The sequence below is a fragment of the Roseateles sp. GW823-FHT07B05 genome, from assembly GCF_058794515.1.
The window spans coordinates 40,052-58,358 of sequence record NZ_JBXAGX010000013.1; the positions used below are offsets into that span (position 1 = coordinate 40,052).

The following is an 18,307-nucleotide window of genomic DNA, read 5'->3' on the forward strand; positions in this document are numbered from 1 at the left end:
AGTCTCCGGGTGAGGAATCGAACCGTCCGCAGGTGCGGACGTGGATCAGGATTTTCAAGCGTCCCGGATGTCTGCAACAACGGTTTTTCCGAAGTCTGGCCGCATGAGAAACCGAACAATCGCGGCCGCCGTGTCATCGGCCGTCTGCAGCTGGCCGCCGTCCTTCAGGCCCTGGAAGCGCGCCTGCTCGGGGAAGCGGGCCAGGTCCGCGCCACGCAGCTGCACCTGCATGTCGGTGTCGATGACGCCCGGCGCCAGCGACACGACGCCCACGCCGGGCTCCTCCAGCGCCAGCGCCCGGCTGAGGTGGTCCAGCCCCGCCTTGACGGCGCAGTAGCCAGCGCTGCCGGCCATCGCGCGCCGGCCCAGGCCGGACGAGATGTTGAGGACGCGCCGCGTCGGCACGGCGGTCGTCTCGGCCAGGAACACGCGGCTCAGCAGCGCCGGCGCCTCCAGGCCGACGCGCAGCGCGGCAGAGAGCTGGCCCAGGTCCGTCGCGGCCAGTGGGCCCGGGGCGCTCAGCAGCGCGGCGTTGTTGATCAGCGTTGCGCTGGCCCAGCCGCCGTGGCCGCGCAGCCAGGCCTGCAGCCGCTCGGCGGCGGGCAGCGGGTCGGCGAGGTCCAGCGTCCATTGCTCGGCGGGCAGGGCCGGGTCGGCCTGGCGGGCGATGCCGATGACGGTGTGGCCCGGCTGAGCCAGCTGGCGCACGAGGCCGGCGCCCAGGCCGCGCGAGCTGCCGGTGATGACGAAAAGATGCATTCAGAACTCCGGTGGGCAGACGAAGCGATGGTCGCCGATCTGCAGTTCGCTGGCGTGCAGCAGCAGCCGCGGGCTGGCGGCGGCGACGTCCGGCGCGGCGTACAGCGCGTCGCCGAGGATGGCGTGGCTCAGCGTGGCCAGGTGCACGCGCAGCTGGTGGCTGCGGCCGGTCAGCGGCTGCAGCCGCACGCGGGTCGTGCCGCCGTCGTGGCTGAGCGCCTGCCAGCGGGTCTGCGACGGCTTGCCGTGCACGGCGTCCACCTGCTGGCGCGGCCGGTTGGGCCAGTCGGCGGCCAGCGGCAGGTCGATGAGGCCGTCGCCTTCCAGCAGGCCGGCGACGATGGCGATGTAGACCTTGTCGACGCGCCGCTCGGCGAAATCCGCGCTCAGCTCGCGCTGCGCCTGCGGGCCGCGGGCGAACAGCAGCAGGCCCGACGTGGCCTGGTCCAGCCGGTGCACGATGAGCGCGTCGGGGTAGAGCGCCTGCACGCGGGCGCTGGCGCAGTCGGGCTCGGTGCGGCCCGGCACGCTGAGCAGGCCGGCCGGCTTGTCGATGACGACCAGGCGGTCGTCGGTGTGGACGATCCTCACGCGCGGGACGACACGACGATGCCGGCCGCGATCAGCACGAAGGCCGCGCCGTGGTACCAGGCCGGCATCTGGCCCAGCACCGCGGCGGAGATGACGGCGGCGAACAGCGGCGTCAGGTTGACGAAGAAGCCCGCCAGCGCCGGCCCGGCCTCCGCCACGCCCAGGCCCCAGCAGCGGTAGGCGATCAGCGACGGCCCGATGGCCACGTAGGCCAGCACGGCCAGCAGCGTGGGGCTCCAGTGGATGGCGGCGGGCGCCATGGCCTGCTCGACGCCGGCCGACACGGCCGAGAACACGACGCCGAACATCAGCTGCGCCATCAGCGACTCGGCCCAGTTCCAGTCGGGCCGCTCGCCGGGCCGCAGCCCCGGCGCGGGCCGCGCCAGCATCCACGAGTAGATGGCCCAGGTGAAGATGGCCACCAGCATCAGCAGGTCGCCCGGCACGAAGTGCACGGCCAGCAGCGCGGCCGGGTCGCCGCGCGCGATGACCAGCGCCACGCCCAGCAGCGACAGCACGGCGCCGGCCAGCTGGCGCGGCTTGGGGCGCACGCCGTAGAAGAGGGCGCCCACGCCCAGCATCCAGACCGGCATGCTGGCGGTGATCAGCGTCACGTTCAGCGGCGACGAGGTGTGCAGCGCCAGGTACTGCAGCGCGTTGTAGCAACCCATGCCCAGCAGGCCCAGCCACGCCAGGCCGCGCCAGCGCTTCAGCGCCTCGCCGGGGCGGCGCAGCAGCGGCCAGGCCAGCGGCGCCAGCAGCAGGAAGGCCAGCCCCCAGCGCAGCGCGTTCAGCGTCATCGGCGGGATGGCGTCGCGCACCAGCCGGCCCACCACCGCGTTGCCGGCCCACAGCAGCGGCGGCAGCGTCAGCAGCAGGGCAAGTCGTGGGGTCAGCTTCATCGGCGGCGGCGAAGGGCGCAAAGGGCTGGCACGATAGCCGACCTCGCCAACTGGAGAAGTCGCATGCGTGAAAAAGCCGTGGTCATCGAGCAGCCCGGAGGGCCTGAGCAGCTGAAGCTGGTGGAGGTGGACGTCGGCGCACCCGGGCCGGGCGAGATCCGCATCCGCCACGAGGCCTGCGGGCTGAACTACATCGACGTCTACCACCGCAACGGCACCTACCCGCTGCCGCTGGCGGCGCGGCTGGGCATGGAAGGCGCGGGCGTCGTGGAGGCGGTGGGCGAGGGCGTTTCGCACCTGAAGCCCGGCGACCGCGCGGCCTACGCCAGCCAGCCGCCGGGCGCCTACGCGACGGCGCGGGTGATGCCGGCCAGGGCCGTGCTGAAGCTGCCCGACGACATCCCGTTCGACACGGCGGCCGCCATGATGCTGAAGGGCCTGACAGTGCAGTACCTGCTGCGCAAGACGCTGCCGCAGGGCGGCCTGCAAGCGGGCGACTTCGTGCTGTTCCACGCCGCGGCGGGCGGCGTCGGGCTGATCGCCTGCCAGTGGGCCCACGCGCTGGGCCTGCAGCTCATCGGCACCGCCGGCAGCGACGAGAAATGCGCGCTGGCGCTGGAGCACGGCGCGGCGCATGCGATCAACTACCGCAGCCAGCCCGACTTCGCCGCCCAGGTGCGCGACATCACCGGCGGCCGCGGCGTGAAGGTGGTCTACGACTCGGTGGGCGCCGACACCTGGGCCGGCTCGCTGGACAGCCTGGCGCCGTTCGGGCTGCTGGCCAGCTTCGGCGGCGCGTCCGGCCCGGTGCCGCCCATCAACATCGGCACGCTGGCGGCCAAGGGCTCGCTCTACGTGACGCGGCCGACGCTGTTCACGCACATCGCCACGCGCGAGAGCACGCAGGCCATGGGCGACGAGCTGTTCGACGTCGTGCGCAGCGGCCAGGTCAAGATCCGCATCGACAGGCGCTACGCGCTGGGCGACGCGGCGCAGGCGCATCGCGACCTGGAAGCCCGCCAGCTGCTGGGCAGCGCGGTGCTGCTGCCCTGACATGGCCGGCAAAGCGAAGAGGTGGGCCGGTGTCACACTCGCCGCGCTCGTGCTCGCCGGCTGTGACGTCGTCGGCGGGCTCGTCACCGGGCATCTGGACATCTCGCAGGCCGAGCTGCAGGCGCGCATCGCGCCGCGCTTCCCGACACACCACTGCAAGCTGGTCGTGGCTTGCGTGGACCTGTCCAACCCGGTGGTGGTGCTGAAGGACGGCGACGACCGCATCGGCTTCACGGCCGACGTCAGCGTCGTGCTCGGCTTGAAGGCGCGCACCGGGCACATCGGCTTGTCCGGGCGACCGCGCTACGAGCCGCAGCAGGGGCAGCTGTTCCTGGACGACCTGCGCATCGACTCGCTGGCGCTGGCAGGCCTGCCCGAGGCGTACGCGGAGCTGGTGAAGCTGCGCGGCCCGGCGGCGGCGCAGGGGGCGTTGCAGTCGCACCCGATCTACACGCTGGACACGGGCACGGCCAAGGGCGCGCTCGCGAAGCGGACCGTGCGCGACGTGCGGGTCGTCAACGGACGGCTGAGGGTGTCGTTCGACGGGTCTTGAGGTCCGGCCTCAGGCCGCCCGGGCCTCGGTGCGCGGCACCAGCTGCATCACCCGGCCCAGCGCCACCTCGAAGCTGAAGCTGGAGCCCACGCCCGGTTCGCTCTCCACGCTGACGCTGCCGCCCATCAGGTCCACCAGCCGCTGCACGATGGTCAACCCCAGGCCCGTGCCGCCGTAGCGCCGCGTGATGCTGCCGTCGGCCTGCGTGAAGGGGTCGAAGATCTGGCCGATCTGGTCGCGCGTCATGCCGATGCCGGTGTCGGTCACGGCGATGCGCAGCCGCAGGCGGTCGGCCGCGTCGTCGGGCCGCGCGTCGGCGCGCGCGATCTCGATGCGCACCTCGCCGCGCTCGGTGAACTTCAGCGCGTTGCCGATCAGGTTGATCAGTACTTGGCGCAGCCGCACGGCGTCGCCCACCAGCCGCTGCGGCACGTTTGGCTGCACCATCGCATGCAGCTGGATGCCCTTGGCATGCGCCTGCAGCAGCAGCGGCTGCAGCGACTCGGTCAGGCAGTCGTGCAGGCCGAACGGCTGTTCGTCGATGACGGTGCGGCCGGCCTCGATCTTGGCCACGTCCAGCAGGTCGTTGATGATGGTCATCAAGCCCTTGGCGGAGTCGTGCGCCATCGTGATGAAGCGGCGCTGGCGCTCGGTGAGGTCGTCGCCCTGCAGCACCAGCTCGGTCAGCCCCAGCACGCCGTTCATGGGTGTGCGGATCTCGTGGCTCATGTTGGCCAGGAAGCTGCTCTTGGCCAGGCTGGCGGCCTCGGCGGCCTCGCGGGCGGCCACCAGCGCGGCCTGGCTGGCCTTGAGGTCGGCGATGTCGCGTGCGTTCAGCAGCATGACGGTGTCGCCGGTGACCGGGTCGCGCATCGGGCGCGCGTCCAGCGCATGCCAGCGCGGGCCGGCCAGCGTCTGCAGCTCGGCGTCCTGGCGGCAGGTCTCGCCGCGCTGCACGCGCGACTGGATGCTGGCGGCGTCGTGCGCGTGCGCGAACAGCCGCGTGAACTCGCTGCCGCCGGGCGGCGGCGGTGTGTCGCCGAAGGTCAGCGCCGCGGCGGGGTTGCGCATCAGCAGCTCGCCGCCTTCCAGGCCGAACACGGCGATGCGCACGGAGGTGTGCTGTAGCGCCTCCACGCCGCGCAGCAGGCCCGAGTCCGCGCCGCCGCCCAGCGAGTCGGCCGCGAACAGCATGACCTGGCGCCGGTCCGGCGTGCGCATGCCGCGCGACACCAGCATCACCGTGGTGGGCTCGCCCTTGGGGTAGAGCGTCCACATCTCCCGCACGATCCTGCCCTGCGCGTGGTCGGCGGCCGTGACGGCCAGGCGTTCCTGCACGGCGTCGCCATGCTCGGAGAAGTCGCGCGACAGGAATTCCTCGGCGCTGTCGGCATGCCAGAAGCGCAGCGCGGCGGCGTTGGCCCACAGGTTGCGCTGCTGCTGCGGGTCGAACACCCACAGGGGCACGTCGAGCCAGTCGTAGTGGCTGAGGCTGGCGAAATCGAGAAGCATGGAGGGGGCGGCGGAAGGCGCGCGATTGTCACCTTCCGTCACAACTGCGCCGCGTGAATTAATGCACGCGGCGCGGGCCCCGTCAGGTGCGCCGCACGCGGCGCAATTCGTCCAGGATCAGCAGCACCGCGCCCACCGTGATGGCGCTGTCGGCGATGTTGAAGGCCGGGAAGTACCAGCCGCCGGCGTGGACCTGGATGAAGTCGACGACGTAGCCGTGGATGGCGCGGTCGATGACGTTGCCCAGCGCGCCGCCGAGGATCAGCGTCAGCGCCCAGGCGAACAGCTTCTGATGGCCGTGGCGGCGCAGCATCCAGGTGATGAAGACGGCGGCCGCCAGCCCCAGGCCCAGGAAGAACCAGCGCTGCCAGCCCGAGGCACCGTGCAGGAAGCTGAACGCGGCGCCGTAGTTGTGGGCGCGCACCAGGTCGAAGAAGCCGGTCACCGGGCGCACGTCGCCCAGCTGGAAGCTGCCGATGACGAGGATCTTGGTGAACTGGTCGGCCAGGATGATGAGTGCCGCGATCAGCAGCCACTGGGCCAGGCCCGTCGAGGATTTGCCCGCCATGTCAGGCCACCGTCCGGGTTTCGCCCGCGCCGTGCAGGTTGCTGTCGCAGCGGCCGCACAGCGTCGGGTGTGCGGCGATGCTGCCGACGTCGGCGCGGTAGTGCCAGCAGCGCTCGCACTTGGCGTGGCTGCTGGGCGTGACCATGACGCCCAGTTCCGCCGCCGACACGAGCTTGACGGCCGACGTGATGAAGACGAAACGCAGGTCCTCGCCCAGGCTGGCGAGCAGCGCCTCGTCCTGCTCGTTGACCTTCAGCACCAGCTCGGCCTGCAGCGACGCGCCGACCGCGCCGGTCGTGCGCACCGCCTCGATGGCCTTGTTGACCTCGTCACGGATCTCGTGGATGCGGGCCCACTTGGCCAGCAGGCTGGCGTCGGTGGCGCCGAAGTCCCAGAAGGTCTCGGTGAAGATGGTCTCGCCCTTCGCAAAGACCTGCCACGCCTCCTCGGCGGTGAAGCTCAGGAACGGCGCCATCCAGCGCAGCATTGCGTTCGTGATCTGCCACAGCGCCGTCTGCGCCGAGCGGCGCGCCAGGCTCTTGGGCGCCGTCGTGTAGAGGCGGTCCTTCAGCACGTCCAGGTAGAACGCGCCCAGGTCCTCGGAGCAGTAGACCTGCAGCTTGGCGACGACGGGGTGGAACTCGTAGCGCTCGAAGTGGGCCAGGATGTCCGCCTGCAGCTCGGCCGCGCGAGCCAGCGCGTAGCGGTCCACCTCCAGCAGGTCGCCCGGCGCGACCGTGTCCGTCGCCGGGTCGAAGTCGCTGACGTTGGCGAGCAGGAAGCGCAACGTGTTGCGGATGCGGCGGTAGCTGTCGACGACGCGGGCGAGGATCTTCTCGTCCAGGCCCAGGTCGCCGGAGTAGTCGGTCGCGGCCGTCCACAGGCGCAGGATCTCGGCGCCGAACTTGTCCGACACGGCCTGCGGTGCGACGACGTTGCCCTGCGACTTGCTCATCTTGCGGCCCTGGCCGTCGACGACGAAGCCGTGCGTCAGCAGGCCCTTGTACGGCGCGCGGCCGTACAGCGCGCAGGCGATCAGCAGCGACGAGTGGAACCAGCCGCGGTGCTGGTCGTGGCCTTCGAGATAGAGGTCGGCCTCGGGGCCGCTGTCGTGCGCAGCGCCCTTGTGGCTGCCCTTGAGCACATGCTCGAAGGTGGAGCCGGAGTCGAACCAGACGTCCAGGATGTCGTTGCCCTTGGTGTACTGGGCCGCCTCGGCGCCCAGCCACTCGGCCGCGTCCAGCTTGGACCAGGCCTCGATGCCATTGGCCTCCACCAGCTGCGCGGCGCGCTCGATGAATTCCAGCGTGTTCGGGTGCGCCTCGCCGGTGTCCTTGTGCAGGAAGATGGGTAGCGGCACGCCCCAGCTGCGCTGGCGCGAGATGCACCAGTCGGGCCGGCCGGCGATCATGTCGTGCAGGCGGGCGCGGCCGTTCTCGGGATAGAAGCTGGTCGCTTCGATGGCGGCCAGCGCCGTCTTGCGCAGGCTGTCCGGCGCCTTGTCGGTGGTGAACAGGCCGTCGCCGTCGTCCATGCGCACGAACCACTGCGCCGCGGCGCGGTAGATGACCGGCGTCTTGTGGCGCCAGCAGTGCGGGTAGCTGTGCGTGATCTTGGACTGCGCCATCAGGCGGCCGTTGTCCAGCAGCGTCTGCGCGACGACGGCGTTGGCCTTCCAGATGTGCTGGCCGCCAAACAGCGGCAGGTCGGCCGCGTAGGCGCCGTTGCCCTGCACGGGGTTCAGGATGTCGTCGAACGCCAGGCCGTGGGCGACGCAGCTTTGGAAGTCGTCCAGGCCGTAGGCGGGCGCGGAGTGGACGACGCCGGTGCCGTCGTCGGCGGTCGCGTAGTCGGCCAGGTAGACCGGGCTTTCGCGGTCATAGCCCGGGTGCACGTGGGCCAGCGGGTGCTTGAACTTCAGCAGTTCGAGGGTGCGGCCGGGGACCGTGGCGACGACGCTGCCTTCCAGCTGCCAGCGCGCCAGGCACTTCTCCACCAGCGCCTCGGCGACGACGAAGAAGCCCTTGGGCGTGTCGACCAGCGCGTAGGGCAGCTCGGGGTTCAGGTTCAGCGCCTGGTTGGCCGGGATGGTCCAGGGTGTCGTCGTCCAGATGACGGTGAACGCGTCCTTGCCGAGCGGCGCGACGCCGAAGGCGGCAGCCAGCTTCTCGGGCTCGGCCGACAGGAACGCCACGTCGACCGCGGGCGACTGCTTGTCCGCGTACTCGATCTCGAACTCGGCCAGCGACGAGCCGCAGTCGAAGCACCAGTACACGGGCTTCAGGCCGCGGTAGACGAAGCCGCGCTCGAACAGGCGCTTCAAGACGCGGATTTCGCCGGCCTCGTTGGCGAAGTTCATCGTCTTGTACGGGTTGCTCCACTCGCCCAGCACGCCCAGGCGCTTGAAGTCGGCGCGCTGGCCGTCGATCTGCTCGGTGGCGTAGGCGCGGCTCTTGGCCTGCACCTCGTCGCGCGGCAGGCCGCGGCCAAAGGTCTTCTCGATCTGGTTCTCGATGGGCAGGCCGTGGCAGTCCCAGCCGGGGATGTAAGCCGCATCAAAACCCGCCAGCTGGCGCGCCTTGACGATCATGTCCTTCAGGATCTTGTTGGCGGCGTGGCCGATGTGGATCTGGCCGTTGGCATACGGCGGTCCGTCGTGCAGCACGAACTTCGGGCGGCCGCAGCTGGCGTCGCGCAGGCGCTTGTACAGGCCTTGCTCGTCCCAGGCCTTCACCCAGCCCGGCTCGCGCTTGGGCAGGTCGCCGCGCATCGGGAAGGGCGTGTCGGGCAGGTTGAGCGTGGAGCGGTAGTCGGGTGCGTCCGGGGTGGTCATGGCATGCGGCCAGGCGGCGGGCCTGGCGGTTCAAAGGCGGGAAGGGCGACGGCGAAGAGCGGCTGGGCGCCGCTTCAAATTCGATCGCGCGTGGTCTGGCGACGCTGGGCAGCGTGGGTGGCCAGGAAGGCGCGTGCTGCCTCGGTATCCGCCGCGATGGCGGCCGTGAGCGCATCCAGCCCGTCGTACTTGGCTTCGTCGCGAAGTTTGTGCAGCAGTTCCACGCGGGCGAGTTTACCGTAGCCCCCCTCGGCACCCAGGGGCCAGTCCAGGCAGTGGACCTCCAGCAGCACGCGGCCGGCGTCTTCCACCGTGGGGCGGTTGCCCAGGCTGGCAACGCCCGGCAGCGGCTCGGGCGTGAGGCCGTGCACGAGCACGGCGAAGATGCCGTGCGCGGCCGGCTTGTCGTGCGGGAAGCGCAGGTTCAGCGTGCGAAAACCATCGGCCGCGCCGGGCGTGGATTCGCCCAGCTGCCGGCCCAGCTTGCGGCCATGCGTGACGTGACCCGAGACGGCGTAGGGGCGCCCCAGCAGCGCCGCGGCGCCGGCCATATCGCCGCGGGCCAGCGCCTCGCGCACGGCCGAGCTGCTGACGCGCAGGCCGTGCACCTCGTAGCTCATCATGCGGGCGACGTCGAAGCCCTGGGCCCGGCCGGCGGCGTCCAGCGTCGCGTAGTCGCCCAGCCGCTTGGCGCCGAAGCGGAAGTCGTCACCGACCAGCACGTATTTGGCGCCCAGCCCGTCCATCAGCACCTGGCGGATGAAGTCCTGCGGTGGCAGCCCCGCCAGCGCCTCGTCGAACGGCAGGATGACGACCTGGTCGATGCCGCAGCGCTCCAGCTCGGCCAGCTTGTCGCGCAGCGTCGCGATGCGCGCCGGCGCCAGCTCGGGCTTGCCCAGCCTGGCGGCGAAGAAGTCGCGCGGATGCGGCTCGAACGTCATCACGCAGGTCGGCAGGCCGCGGTGCCGCGCCTCGGACTGCAGCAGCGCCAGCATGGCCTGGTGGCCGCGGTGCACGCCGTCGAAGTTGCCGATGGTCAGCGCGCAGGCGGGCGCCACGCCGGGATGGTGAAAACCTCTGAAGACTCGCATCGGCGCTATTGTCCCCAGACCTCGGCCGGGCTGTGGACCCAGCGCCACTCGCCGGGCTTGAGGTCGGCGGGCAGGCTCAGCGCGCCGAACTGCGGCCGGTGCAGCGCCTCCACGCGGTTGCCGACGGCCGCCACCATGCGCTTGACCTGGTGGTACTTGCCTTCCAGCAGCGTCAGGCGCAGCAGCGTCTCGTCAACGATCTCGGCGCCATCGGCTTGGGTCATCTCCGGCGGCCGCTGGAACTTGCCCGGTGGGCGCAGCTTGTCTTCCGGCTCCTTCAGCTCGACGCCGGCCAGCAACTGCTCGACCATCGCCGCGGTCAGCGGATGCTTGCAGCGCGCCTCGTAGACCTTGGGCACATGGTGCTTGGGCGACGTGAGCTTGTGGATCAGCGTGCCGTCGTCGGTCAGCAGCAGCAGGCCGGTGGTGTCTTCGTCCAGCCGGCCGATGGGCTGCACGCCACGCTCGCGCAGCGGGGCGGGGAGCAGGCTCATGACGCTGGGGTGGTGCTTGGGCTTCTGCGAGCACTCGTAGCCGGCCGGCTTGTTCAGCAGCACCAGCGCCTTGTCGTAGACAGGCCATTCGTGGCCGTTGATCGTGAAGCGCAGGCCCGCGGTCTCGAACTCGGTGTCGGGTTCCTCCACCACCTCGCCGTTGACCATGACCTCGCCATTCCACACCAGCCCGGCGCACAGGCGCCGCGTTCCGAATCCCTGGCTGAACAGGATGTGAGAGAGCTTCTGCTTCACTTGGGCATCGACTTCGTTGGCTGCACCTCGCCGCAGTCGGCGCCCAGCCAGCGGCCTTCGCCGCTGACCTTGGTGGTCTCGGCCTTGCCCTGGCGGTCCCGGCGGATGGTGACCTCGTTCGTGAAGCCCTCGCTGCCGCGCAGCGTGACGGTGGCGTCGCCTTCGGAGGCCGGATCGGTGCAGACGAAATGCGTCTGGATGACGTTGCCGCTGCGCTTGGCTTCCTGCGTGCAGTTGCCGTGCTGGGTGACCGGTGCGAAGTTGCGCTCGGCCTGCTCCTTGGTCACGCAGGTCTTCACGGTGATGACGCCGCCGGCCATGTTCACGCTGACGCCCTGCTTGCCCAGCATCTGCTCGACCATGGCACGGCGTTCGGGCGGCATGTTGTCCATGGCCTTCTGCGCCTGTTCCATCTGCGCCTTGCGGCCGGGGTCGAGCTGGGGCGTCTGTTTGAACTCCCACAGCCCGGGCTTCATGGTCTGGGCGTGGCTGGCGGTGGGGTGCAGGCTGGCCAGCACGGCCAGCAGCAAGAGGGTGTACTTCATCGGGTGACCTCCACGAGGGCAGAGAGGGCAGCGCCGATGACGGCGCTGCTCAGGCAAACACCCCTGCAGTGTCCTGCATCCGCGCGCTCACTTCGCCCAGGTGATGCAGCGTGTCGCCCCACTGCATCTCCATGACGGTCAGGCGCTTGAAGTAGTGGCTGCCGACGTACTCGTCGGTGACGCCGATGCCACCGTGCAGCTGCGTGCACTGCTGGCCGACGAAGCGCATCGCCTGGCCCAGCTGCACCTTGGCCTGCGACAGCGCGCGGCGGCGCACGGCGGGCAGGTCGCCCAGGCGCAGCGTGGCGTAGTAGCTCATGGAGCGGGCCAGCTCCAGCTGCATCTTCACGTCCGCCGTGCGGTGGCGCAGCGCCTGGAAGCTGGCGATGGCGACGCCGAACTGCTTGCGCGTGTTGAGGTACTCGACGGTCAGCGCCAGGTATTTCTCCATGACGCCCACGGCCTCCGCCGCCTGGGCCGCGATGCCGATGTCCGCGGCCAGTTCCAGCAGCATCAGGCCCTGGTCGGCACCCACGATGAGCTGGGCGGGCGTGTTGTCGAAGTGGACCTCGGCGGCGCGCGAGCCGTCGTACAGCGAATAGGCGCGCGTGTGCACGCCCGGCGCCGAGCGCTCGACGAGGTAGAGCGCCACGCCATGCGGCGCGTCGTCGTTGCCGGCCACGCGGGCGGGCACGATGAAGGCGTCGGCCACATCGCCGGCCGGCACCAGGCTCTTCACGCCGGTGAGCTTGCCGTCAACCGCGCGCGTGGCGACCTGGTTCAGCCGGTAGCGCGCCTTGGCCTCCTGGTGCGCCAGCACCACCAGCGCCTCACCGCCGGCAATGCGCGGCAGCCAAACGGCCTGCAGCTCGTCAGGCGCGTGGGCCAGCACGGCCGGGGCGATCAGCGCGCCCTGGGCGATGGGCTCCATGACCAGGCCGCGGCCCAGCTCTTCCATGACCACCATCGCCTCCACTGCGCCGAAGCCCAGGCCGCCGTGGGCCTCGGGCACGGCCAGCGCCGTCAGGCCCAGGCCGGCCAGGCCGTCCCAGACGGCGCGGTCGAAGCCGCCGGCCCGCGTGATCTGCACGCGGCGTTCGAAGCTGTAGTCCTTGTCGACGTAGCGGCGCACGGCATCACGCAGCGCCTGCTGGTCTTCCGAGAAGTCGAAATCCATTTGTCTGTCTCCTCTGGGGTCAGCCGAGCACGGTCTGCGCGACGATGTTGCGCTGCACTTCGTTGGAGCCGCCGTAGATGGTCGTCTTGCGGACGTTCAGGTAATTGCCGGTCAGCGGGATGGCGTGGTCGGCACCGCCGATCCAGGCGCCGCCCAGCCACTGGTCGCCCTGCCAGCCGGCCTCCATCGCCTCGTGGACATGGGGCAGCGCCAGCGGGCCGCCAGCCAGCATCATCAGCTCGGTGTAGCGCTGCTGCAGCTCGCTGCCGCGGATCTTCAGCAGACCGGCGACGTCCAGCGGCTGCTTGCCCGTACGCTCGCCGGACAGTACACGCAGCACCATCATCTCGAGTGCCACGACATCCACCTCGCACAGCGCAATCTGGTCGCGGAAGCGGGTGTCGTCCATCAGCCCCTCGGCCTTGGCGATGCGCTTGAGGCGCTCCAGTTCCCGCTTGGCGCGGTTCACGTCGGCGATGTTGGTGCGCTCGTGCGACAGCAGGTGCTTGGCATACGTCCAGCCCTTGTTCTCCTCGCCGATCAGGTTCTCGGCCGGCACCTCGACGTTGTCGAACCAGACCTCGTTCACCTCGTGCTCGCCGTCCAGCATGATGATGGGCTTGATGCTGACGCCGGGCGACTTCATGTCGATCAGCAGGAAGCTGATGCCCGTCTGCGGCTTGCCCTCGGTGGAGGTGCGGACCAGGCAGAAGATCCAGTCCCCGTACTGGCCCAGCGTCGTCCAGGTCTTCTGGCCGTTGACGATGTACTTGTCGCCCTGCCGTTCGGCGCGGCATTTCAGCGACGCCAGGTCGGAGCCGGAGCCCGGCTCGCTGTAGCCCTGGCTCCACCAGACCTCGCCACTCATGATGCCCGGTAGGAAGCGCTGCTGCTGCTCCGGCGTGCCGAAGGCCATGATGACCGGCGCGACCATCACCGGCCCGAACGGCACGATGCGCGGCGCGCAGGCGAGGGCGCATTCCTCCTCGAACAGGTGGCGTTGCACGGCGTTCCAGCCGGGGCCGCCGAATTGTTCGGGCCAGGCCCAGCCGTGCCAGCCCTTGGCGCCGAGGATCTTGGCCCAGCGCTGCAGGTCGTCCTTGTTCAGGCGCAGCGCATGGCGCACCTTGTGGGCGATGTCGGCCGGCAGGTTGGCGCGCACCCAGTCGCGCACCTCGGCGCGGAAGGCCAGCTCCGCATCGGTGAAGTTGAGGTCCATGTGTCTCCGCGTGCTGCGTTGTCGTGATGGCAATGCCGGGCTTTTTAGCACGGTCGTTCGTATCTTCGCTGTCCGGCCAGGGACAGTGCAGCGGTTGGCGTCAGCCAAACAAAAAGGCACTCCGAAGAGTGCCTTTCGCGGGTGGGGCGGGCAGCCGATCAGGCAGCCAGCTTGGCCTTGCGGCGGCGCAGACCCATGACGCCCAGCAGCGCGACGCCGGTCAGAGCCAGCGTTGCCGGCTCGGGCAGCTTGCCGCCACCACCGCTGGGCGGCGTGCAGGTGCCGCCCGACGTGACGGTACCGGTGCAGGTGGAGGCCGCCACGGAGTACAGCTTGAAGTAGTCGTTGCCGTTGTTGAAGCCGGCCGTGCCGGTCGACAGCGTCTTGGTGGTGTCCAGGCTGCTGTTGAAGGCGGAGATCAGCCACCAGCTGGAGTAGTACACGCCGTCGCTCAGGGCACCCTGGGCGCTGGTCGTCGAGCCGTTGACCATGTTGTACGGCGACGAGGTGTTGGTGTCTTCCTTCAGGTCGGCATAGCTGCCCACCAGCGCCCAACCGTTGGTGGTCATGCCCGTCTGGCTGGCCGTGATGGGCACGGCGGGTGACGCCGTGTTGGTCATGGGCGTGGAGTCGGAACCGTTGTAGCGGTAGATCGTGATGTCGGCGTCCGAGCAGCTGGTGTTGTTGGTGCCGTCGGGGCAGCCAACCCAGCTCAGGTCGATGGCGGACAGCGCAACCGGGCCGCCGGTGAACTTCAGCAGGATGGCTTCTGTGCGGATCGAGTTGTCCACCGCGTGGTTGGGCGACGCGGTGCTGTCGCTGTCCACCTTCAGACCGTAGCCGCTGGCCCAGGCCAGCGTGGTGCTGGTCCACGTCGTCGAGGAGCCGATGGCGTTGGTGCCGTCGGTCTTGTTGGTGGCGTAGAAGGCGCTGGCCTCGACGCCCGCGACGGTGCTGCTGGAGCCGTAGTTGTACCAAGTGTTGGCGGCCTGAGCCGCAACGCAGGCACCGAGGCCGAGCATCAAGCCGAGCGACCGGATGGCGAGGGAAATACTTGCTTTCATTCTGAATCTCCTCCGAGAGGCCGTGTGCGAACAATCAACCCGGCTTCAGCACATTGCGTGCCTGCTTGAAAAACCCGTTTCGGGACAGTGCTTTGCGCGAACGCATTCTTTCCCGAGTGCGCAGATTGTAAAAAGATGCGACGCCTGCCACCGGGGTTTGCGCCCCCTCACTTGAGCGTGTCAAACAGGGCTTTTGCGGCATTTCTGCTCTCGAAATGCGGGTTGTCACGCAGGGCGACCGCGAGCTCGTCGCGGGCCTCGCCTTTCTTGCCGCCCTTGGCGAGCGCCACGGCGAGGTGGTAGCGGATCTCCGGGTTGTTCGGCGCGCGCAGGCGCGCGTCGCGCAGCTTCTGCAACGCCGCCTCGGACTCGCCTGCGTTGTGCAGCGCCCAGCCCAGCGTGTCGATGACCAGCGGATTGTTGGGCGCCAGCGTCAGCGCCTGCTGGGCCACGTCGCGGGCTGCCTTGAAGGCGCCGAGCTGCAGGTGGACGTTGGCCAGGTTGTTCAGCAGTTCGGCATCCCGGGACGGCAGCTTGGCGGCAGCTTCGTAGATGGCGCGGGCGCCGGCGAAGTCGCCGTGGCGCGCGAAATGGTCGCCCAGCAGCCGGTGGACGGCCATGTCGTTCGGGTTGGTCTTGAGCCAGCGTTCCGCCGTGGTGCGCAGCTCCGCGGTCTTGTCCTGGCTGCTCAGCAGGCGCATCAGCGGCAGGGCGGTCGCCGAGGCGGGCTGCAGCTTGAAGGCCTGCCGGTAGGCGTCCAGCGCGGCGGCGGGCTGGCCGCGGGCGCCGGCGATGTCGCCCAGCAACTGGTGGCCCAGCGCGAGCCCGGGCTTGAGCTGCACGATGCGCTTGGCCCGCGCCTCGGCCTTGCCGAACTCCTTGCGCCGGATGTCGACCTCGGTCATCAGGCCGTTGGCGGTCAGCGCGTCGGGCTGCGAGGACAGCGCCTTGTCCAGGCTGTAGGCGGCGCCGGCCAGGTCGTCCGCGGTCAGCTGCATCGCGGCCACCTGGGTCTGCTGGTCGGTGTCGAAAGCGGCGCGGCGGGAGGCGCTCACCAGCGTCTGGCGGGCGCCGGCGATGTCGCCGGACGCCAGCTGCACCTTGGCGTAGGTGGACAGCGCCTGCACGTCCTCGGGCTGCTTGGCCAGCAGCAGCTTGGCCGCGTCCATGGCGGCGGGCAGGTTCCTGGCGCGCAGGTTCAGCTCGACCAGCGCGACGTTGGACTGCGTGTCCACCTTGCCCGAGGCCTCGGCCGCGCGCTGCAGCCAGAGCTTGGCATCGTCGATCTTGCCGAGCCGCTCTTGCAGCGCGGCCATGTCGTACATGGCCTCGGTGTTGCGCTCGTCGTCCTTCAGGATGGCTTTCAGTCGGCGCGACGCGCTCTCGAAGGAGCGCGATGCGATGTCCAGCCGCGCCAGGCCCAGCCGCGGCGTCATCAGCTTGGCGTCGGCGGCGAGGGCGGCCTCGAAGTGGCGCCGCGCCACGCCGTAGTCGCCCGCCTCGGCCTTGGCGACACCGGCCAGCGTCAGGAAGGCGGAGTTGGCGGGCTGCTGGCGCAGCAACTGTTCGGCGATGGTGGCGGCCTGGGTGGGCTGGCCCTCCTTCAACAGCAGGGCCACCAGCGTCATGCCGGCCTGCGCCTGCCGCGGGTCTTTCTTGAAGGCGGCGAGCAACTGGTCCTTGGCGGTGGCCGGGTCGCCGCCGCGCAGCATGGCGATGCCCAGCACGGTCTGGTAGGCGGGTGCCTCCTTGGCCTTGAGCGCGTCCTGCATCAGCTGGCTGGCCTTGCCGGGGCGGCCCTTGGCGATGTGGGCGGCGGCCAGCTGGACCAGCGCCTGGCTGTCGCTGGGGCTGCTGCGCAGGTAGGGCTCCAGCACGGCGATGGCGCGGTCGGGTTCCTTCTCCTGCATCGCGATGCGGGCGACCAGCTTGCTCACCGGGCTGGCGGGCATGCCGCGTAGCACCAGTTCCAGGAAGGGCTTGGCCTTGCCGAACTCCTCCAGGCCGTAGTGCGCCAGCCCGGCCAGCAGCAGGATCTGCGGGCGGTGCTTGATGAAGTCGATGGGCACCGGGTCCAGCAGCGCCACGACTTCGCCCAGCGCCGCCTTGGCGGCGACCCGGTCGCCGTTGCGCTCGGCCAGCAGTGCGCGCAGGTACGCGGCCCGGGGCTCCTTGGGGAAGCGCTTGCGGATGGCGTCGATGTCGGCATTGGCCTCGGCGTCGCGCCGGGCGTCGAAATGGATGGCAGCGCGCGACAACCGGGACTCCAGGTGGTCGGCGTCCAGGCTCAGGGCCTTGGTGTAGTCGGCCGTCGCGCCGGCAATGTCGCCGCGCATGTGCAACACGGTGCCGTGCTGGTATTGCGCCTCCGCCGAGGAGGGCGCCAGCTTGAGCGCCATGTCGGCGGCCAGTGCGGCTTCCTTGAGCTGGCGTGCGCGCAGGCGCAGCGGCACTTCCGCCAGCCAGCTCTCGGGCGCTTCGCGGTCGATGGCGCGGGCCTCCTCGATGGCCTTGAGCGCGTTGGCCGGGTCGCCCAGGTCGGCATACGCCGACGCATGGATCAGCAACACCTGCATGCGCACGCTGTTGGGCAGCCCGGTGGTGGCCATGCGCGGCTGCTCGATCAGCTGGGCCTGCTTGCCCTGCGCCAGCAGCGCCTGCCCCAGCGTGACGACGACCTCGGCGCGGTCGACGCCCAGCTTCAGCGCCTCCGTCACGGAGACCTCGGCCGCGACGGCCTGGCCATCAGCCATCAGCGCCCGCCCGAGCAGCACCTGCACCGGCAGCTGCGTCTTGTCGGCCTGCAGCGCGTTCCTCAGCTGGATGATGGTGCCCGGGATGTCGCGCTTCTCGTAGCGCTGCAGCGCGTCTTCGTAGAAGCGCGAGGCCTTGGCGGCGTCCTGCGCATGCGCGGGGGCACTGGCGATCAGCAGCGCGGCCAGCAGGCCGGGGAACGAGGCGGTGTGACGGGTCATCGATGCGGCCGACGGAATGAGGCGCCGGATTCTTGCAGAACGCCGGCAGCGCCAGCCGCGCCGGGTCAGTAGCGAAGCTCCAGCGTCATGACATCGTTCTCGCGCCGCATCTGGAAGCGGTTCAGGAAGCTGTTGCCCAGCAGCACATGGGACATCTGGCCTGGGATGACGATGGCCTCGACGTTGCGAACCTCGACCTCGCCGACGCGCACGCTGGCGAGTTCGAACATGTAGGCCGGCACGATGCCGTTGGCGGTGTGCGTGAAGACCTGCCGGCCCTGCTGGTAGCGCAGGCCCAGCTTGTCCGCCTCGACCTGGCTGAGCGCGACGCTGGTGGAGCCGGTGTCCAGCAGGAAGGTGGTGTAGCGGCCGTTGATGGCGCCGGCCATCGTGAAATGGCCGCCCGGGCCGACGGGCAGCACGATCTGGCGCGCGGAGGCTGGCGCGCCGGAGACGACGCGGCCGGGCGCGGCGCCCAGCGCCAGCGTCTGGCGGCGCCCGCCCATCTCGATGACGGCGCGGCCGTCCTCCAGCGCCACCAGCGTGACGCCCTGCGTCGTGGCGCCGACGGCCACCGTGCGCGGCTCGCCGTCGATGAGCAGCAGCGCCGCGCGGGCGCCCAGCATGCCGTTGAGCTGCACGCGGGGCGGCGGCGTCTGCGCCGGCGCGGCCAGCGACAGGCCCAGCAGGGTCACGGCCAGGCCTGTGCGCAGCAT

The 18,307-nt window shown here is 70.3% G+C and carries 16 protein-coding genes; 2 read left to right on the top strand and 14 right to left on the bottom strand.

All coding sequences use genetic code 11. The features are described 5' to 3' along the window. Positions 1-54 precede the first annotated feature (54 nt). Genes AC1Q7O_RS22370 through AC1Q7O_RS22380 form a run of 3 tightly spaced genes read right to left on the bottom strand, consistent with a single transcriptional unit; the run spans position 55 to position 2,252 of the window. On the bottom strand, positions 55-759 hold the full coding sequence (locus AC1Q7O_RS22370; RefSeq protein ID WP_492658829.1) for an SDR family NAD(P)-dependent oxidoreductase: 705 nt from the start codon (positions 757-759) through the stop codon (positions 55-57). Next, a complete protein-coding gene (locus AC1Q7O_RS22375; RefSeq protein ID WP_492658830.1) occupies positions 760-1,350 on the bottom strand; it encodes an RluA family pseudouridine synthase in 591 nt (196 codons plus the stop codon). Then, entirely contained in the window at positions 1,347-2,252 is a 906-nt protein-coding gene (locus AC1Q7O_RS22380) for a DMT family transporter (protein WP_492658831.1), read from the bottom strand. The genes AC1Q7O_RS22375 and AC1Q7O_RS22380 overlap by 4 nt, the downstream gene beginning before the upstream one ends. A gap of 63 nt (positions 2,253-2,315) precedes the next feature. Between AC1Q7O_RS22380 and AC1Q7O_RS22385 the strand changes: the two genes are divergently transcribed. Both AC1Q7O_RS22385 and AC1Q7O_RS22390 read left to right on the top strand, forming a co-directional pair. Next, a complete protein-coding gene (locus tag AC1Q7O_RS22385) occupies positions 2,316-3,305 on the top strand; it encodes a quinone oxidoreductase family protein (protein WP_492658832.1) in 990 nt (329 codons plus the stop codon). Position 3,306: 1 nt separating this feature from the next. Further along, positions 3,307-3,858, top strand: a complete 552-nt coding sequence (locus AC1Q7O_RS22390; protein WP_492658833.1) for a DUF1439 domain-containing protein — start codon at positions 3,307-3,309, stop codon at positions 3,856-3,858. A 9-nt stretch (positions 3,859-3,867) separates the two neighbouring features. Here the strand turns inward: AC1Q7O_RS22390 and AC1Q7O_RS22395 are convergent, their stop codons facing one another. The 11 genes from AC1Q7O_RS22395 to AC1Q7O_RS22445 all read right to left on the bottom strand — a co-directional run bounded on the left by AC1Q7O_RS22395 (position 3,868) and on the right by AC1Q7O_RS22445 (position 18,307). Continuing rightward, positions 3,868-5,370, bottom strand: coding sequence for a sensor histidine kinase (locus tag AC1Q7O_RS22395; protein ID WP_492658834.1), 1,503 nt, complete (start codon positions 5,368-5,370; stop codon positions 3,868-3,870). Between the two features lie 82 nt (positions 5,371-5,452). After that, the gene (gene lspA, locus AC1Q7O_RS22400) at positions 5,453-5,938 is read right to left on the bottom strand and encodes a signal peptidase II (protein WP_492658835.1); all 486 of its coding nucleotides are present in this window, start codon (positions 5,936-5,938) and stop codon (positions 5,453-5,455) included. 1 nt (position 5,939) lies between these two features. After that, positions 5,940-8,771 carry an isoleucine--tRNA ligase gene (gene ileS, locus AC1Q7O_RS22405; protein ID WP_492658836.1) on the bottom strand — a complete coding sequence of 944 codons (2,832 nt, stop codon included), beginning with the start codon at positions 8,769-8,771 and terminating at the stop codon, positions 5,940-5,942. Between the two features lie 74 nt (positions 8,772-8,845). After that, the gene (locus AC1Q7O_RS22410) at positions 8,846-9,862 is read right to left on the bottom strand and encodes a bifunctional riboflavin kinase/FAD synthetase (protein WP_492658837.1); all 1,017 of its coding nucleotides are present in this window, start codon (positions 9,860-9,862) and stop codon (positions 8,846-8,848) included. Between the two features lie 5 nt (positions 9,863-9,867). Continuing rightward, on the bottom strand, positions 9,868-10,611 hold the full coding sequence (locus AC1Q7O_RS22415; RefSeq protein WP_492658838.1) for a pseudouridine synthase: 744 nt from the start codon (positions 10,609-10,611) through the stop codon (positions 9,868-9,870). After that, positions 10,608-11,156 carry a DUF3617 domain-containing protein gene (locus AC1Q7O_RS22420; RefSeq protein ID WP_492658839.1) on the bottom strand — a complete coding sequence of 183 codons (549 nt, stop codon included), beginning with the start codon at positions 11,154-11,156 and terminating at the stop codon, positions 10,608-10,610. Before AC1Q7O_RS22420 ends, AC1Q7O_RS22415 begins: the two co-directional genes overlap by 4 nt. 49 nt (positions 11,157-11,205) lie before the next feature. Further along, the gene (locus AC1Q7O_RS22425; protein ID WP_492658840.1) at positions 11,206-12,333 is read right to left on the bottom strand and encodes an acyl-CoA dehydrogenase family protein; all 1,128 of its coding nucleotides are present in this window, start codon (positions 12,331-12,333) and stop codon (positions 11,206-11,208) included. A 19-nt stretch (positions 12,334-12,352) separates the two neighbouring features. Then, a complete protein-coding gene (locus AC1Q7O_RS22430) occupies positions 12,353-13,552 on the bottom strand; it encodes an acyl-CoA dehydrogenase family protein (protein WP_492658841.1) in 1,200 nt (399 codons plus the stop codon). 158 nt (positions 13,553-13,710) lie between these two features. After that, on the bottom strand, positions 13,711-14,616 hold the full coding sequence (locus tag AC1Q7O_RS22435) for a PEP-CTERM sorting domain-containing protein (protein WP_492658842.1): 906 nt from the start codon (positions 14,614-14,616) through the stop codon (positions 13,711-13,713). A gap of 167 nt (positions 14,617-14,783) precedes the next feature. Beyond that, positions 14,784-17,591 (bottom strand): XrtA/PEP-CTERM system TPR-repeat protein PrsT, encoded by a 2,808-nt coding sequence (gene prsT / locus AC1Q7O_RS22440; RefSeq protein WP_492658843.1) that lies wholly within the window; start codon positions 17,589-17,591, stop codon positions 14,784-14,786. A gap of 65 nt (positions 17,592-17,656) precedes the next feature. Beyond that, positions 17,657-18,307 (bottom strand): retropepsin-like aspartic protease family protein, encoded by a 651-nt coding sequence (locus AC1Q7O_RS22445; RefSeq protein ID WP_492658844.1) that lies wholly within the window; start codon positions 18,305-18,307, stop codon positions 17,657-17,659.

Coding starts and splice junctions, on each gene's coding strand:
- AC1Q7O_RS22370 (WP_492658829.1), bottom strand. CDS start 759: ATGCATCTTTTCGTCATCACCGGCAGCTCGCGCGGCCTGGGCGCCGGC.
- AC1Q7O_RS22380 (WP_492658831.1), bottom strand. CDS start 2,252: ATGAAGCTGACCCCACGACTTGCCCTGCTGCTGACGCTGCCGCCGCTG.
- AC1Q7O_RS22385 (WP_492658832.1), top strand. CDS start 2,316: ATGCGTGAAAAAGCCGTGGTCATCGAGCAGCCCGGAGGGCCTGAGCAG.
- AC1Q7O_RS22390 (WP_492658833.1), top strand. CDS start 3,307: ATGGCCGGCAAAGCGAAGAGGTGGGCCGGTGTCACACTCGCCGCGCTC.
- AC1Q7O_RS22395 (WP_492658834.1), bottom strand. CDS start 5,370: ATGCTTCTCGATTTCGCCAGCCTCAGCCACTACGACTGGCTCGACGTG.
- lspA (WP_492658835.1), bottom strand. CDS start 5,938: ATGGCGGGCAAATCCTCGACGGGCCTGGCCCAGTGGCTGCTGATCGCG.
- ileS (WP_492658836.1), bottom strand. CDS start 8,771: ATGACCACCCCGGACGCACCCGACTACCGCTCCACGCTCAACCTGCCC.
- AC1Q7O_RS22410 (WP_492658837.1), bottom strand. CDS start 9,862: ATGCGAGTCTTCAGAGGTTTTCACCATCCCGGCGTGGCGCCCGCCTGC.
- AC1Q7O_RS22420 (WP_492658839.1), bottom strand. CDS start 11,156: ATGAAGTACACCCTCTTGCTGCTGGCCGTGCTGGCCAGCCTGCACCCC.
- AC1Q7O_RS22425 (WP_492658840.1), bottom strand. CDS start 12,333: ATGGATTTCGACTTCTCGGAAGACCAGCAGGCGCTGCGTGATGCCGTG.
- AC1Q7O_RS22430 (WP_492658841.1), bottom strand. CDS start 13,552: ATGGACCTCAACTTCACCGATGCGGAGCTGGCCTTCCGCGCCGAGGTG.
- AC1Q7O_RS22435 (WP_492658842.1), bottom strand. CDS start 14,616: ATGAAAGCAAGTATTTCCCTCGCCATCCGGTCGCTCGGCTTGATGCTC.
- prsT (WP_492658843.1), bottom strand. CDS start 17,591: ATGACCCGTCACACCGCCTCGTTCCCCGGCCTGCTGGCCGCGCTGCTG.
- AC1Q7O_RS22445 (WP_492658844.1), bottom strand. CDS start 18,307: ATGCTGCGCACAGGCCTGGCCGTGACCCTGCTGGGCCTGTCGCTGGCC.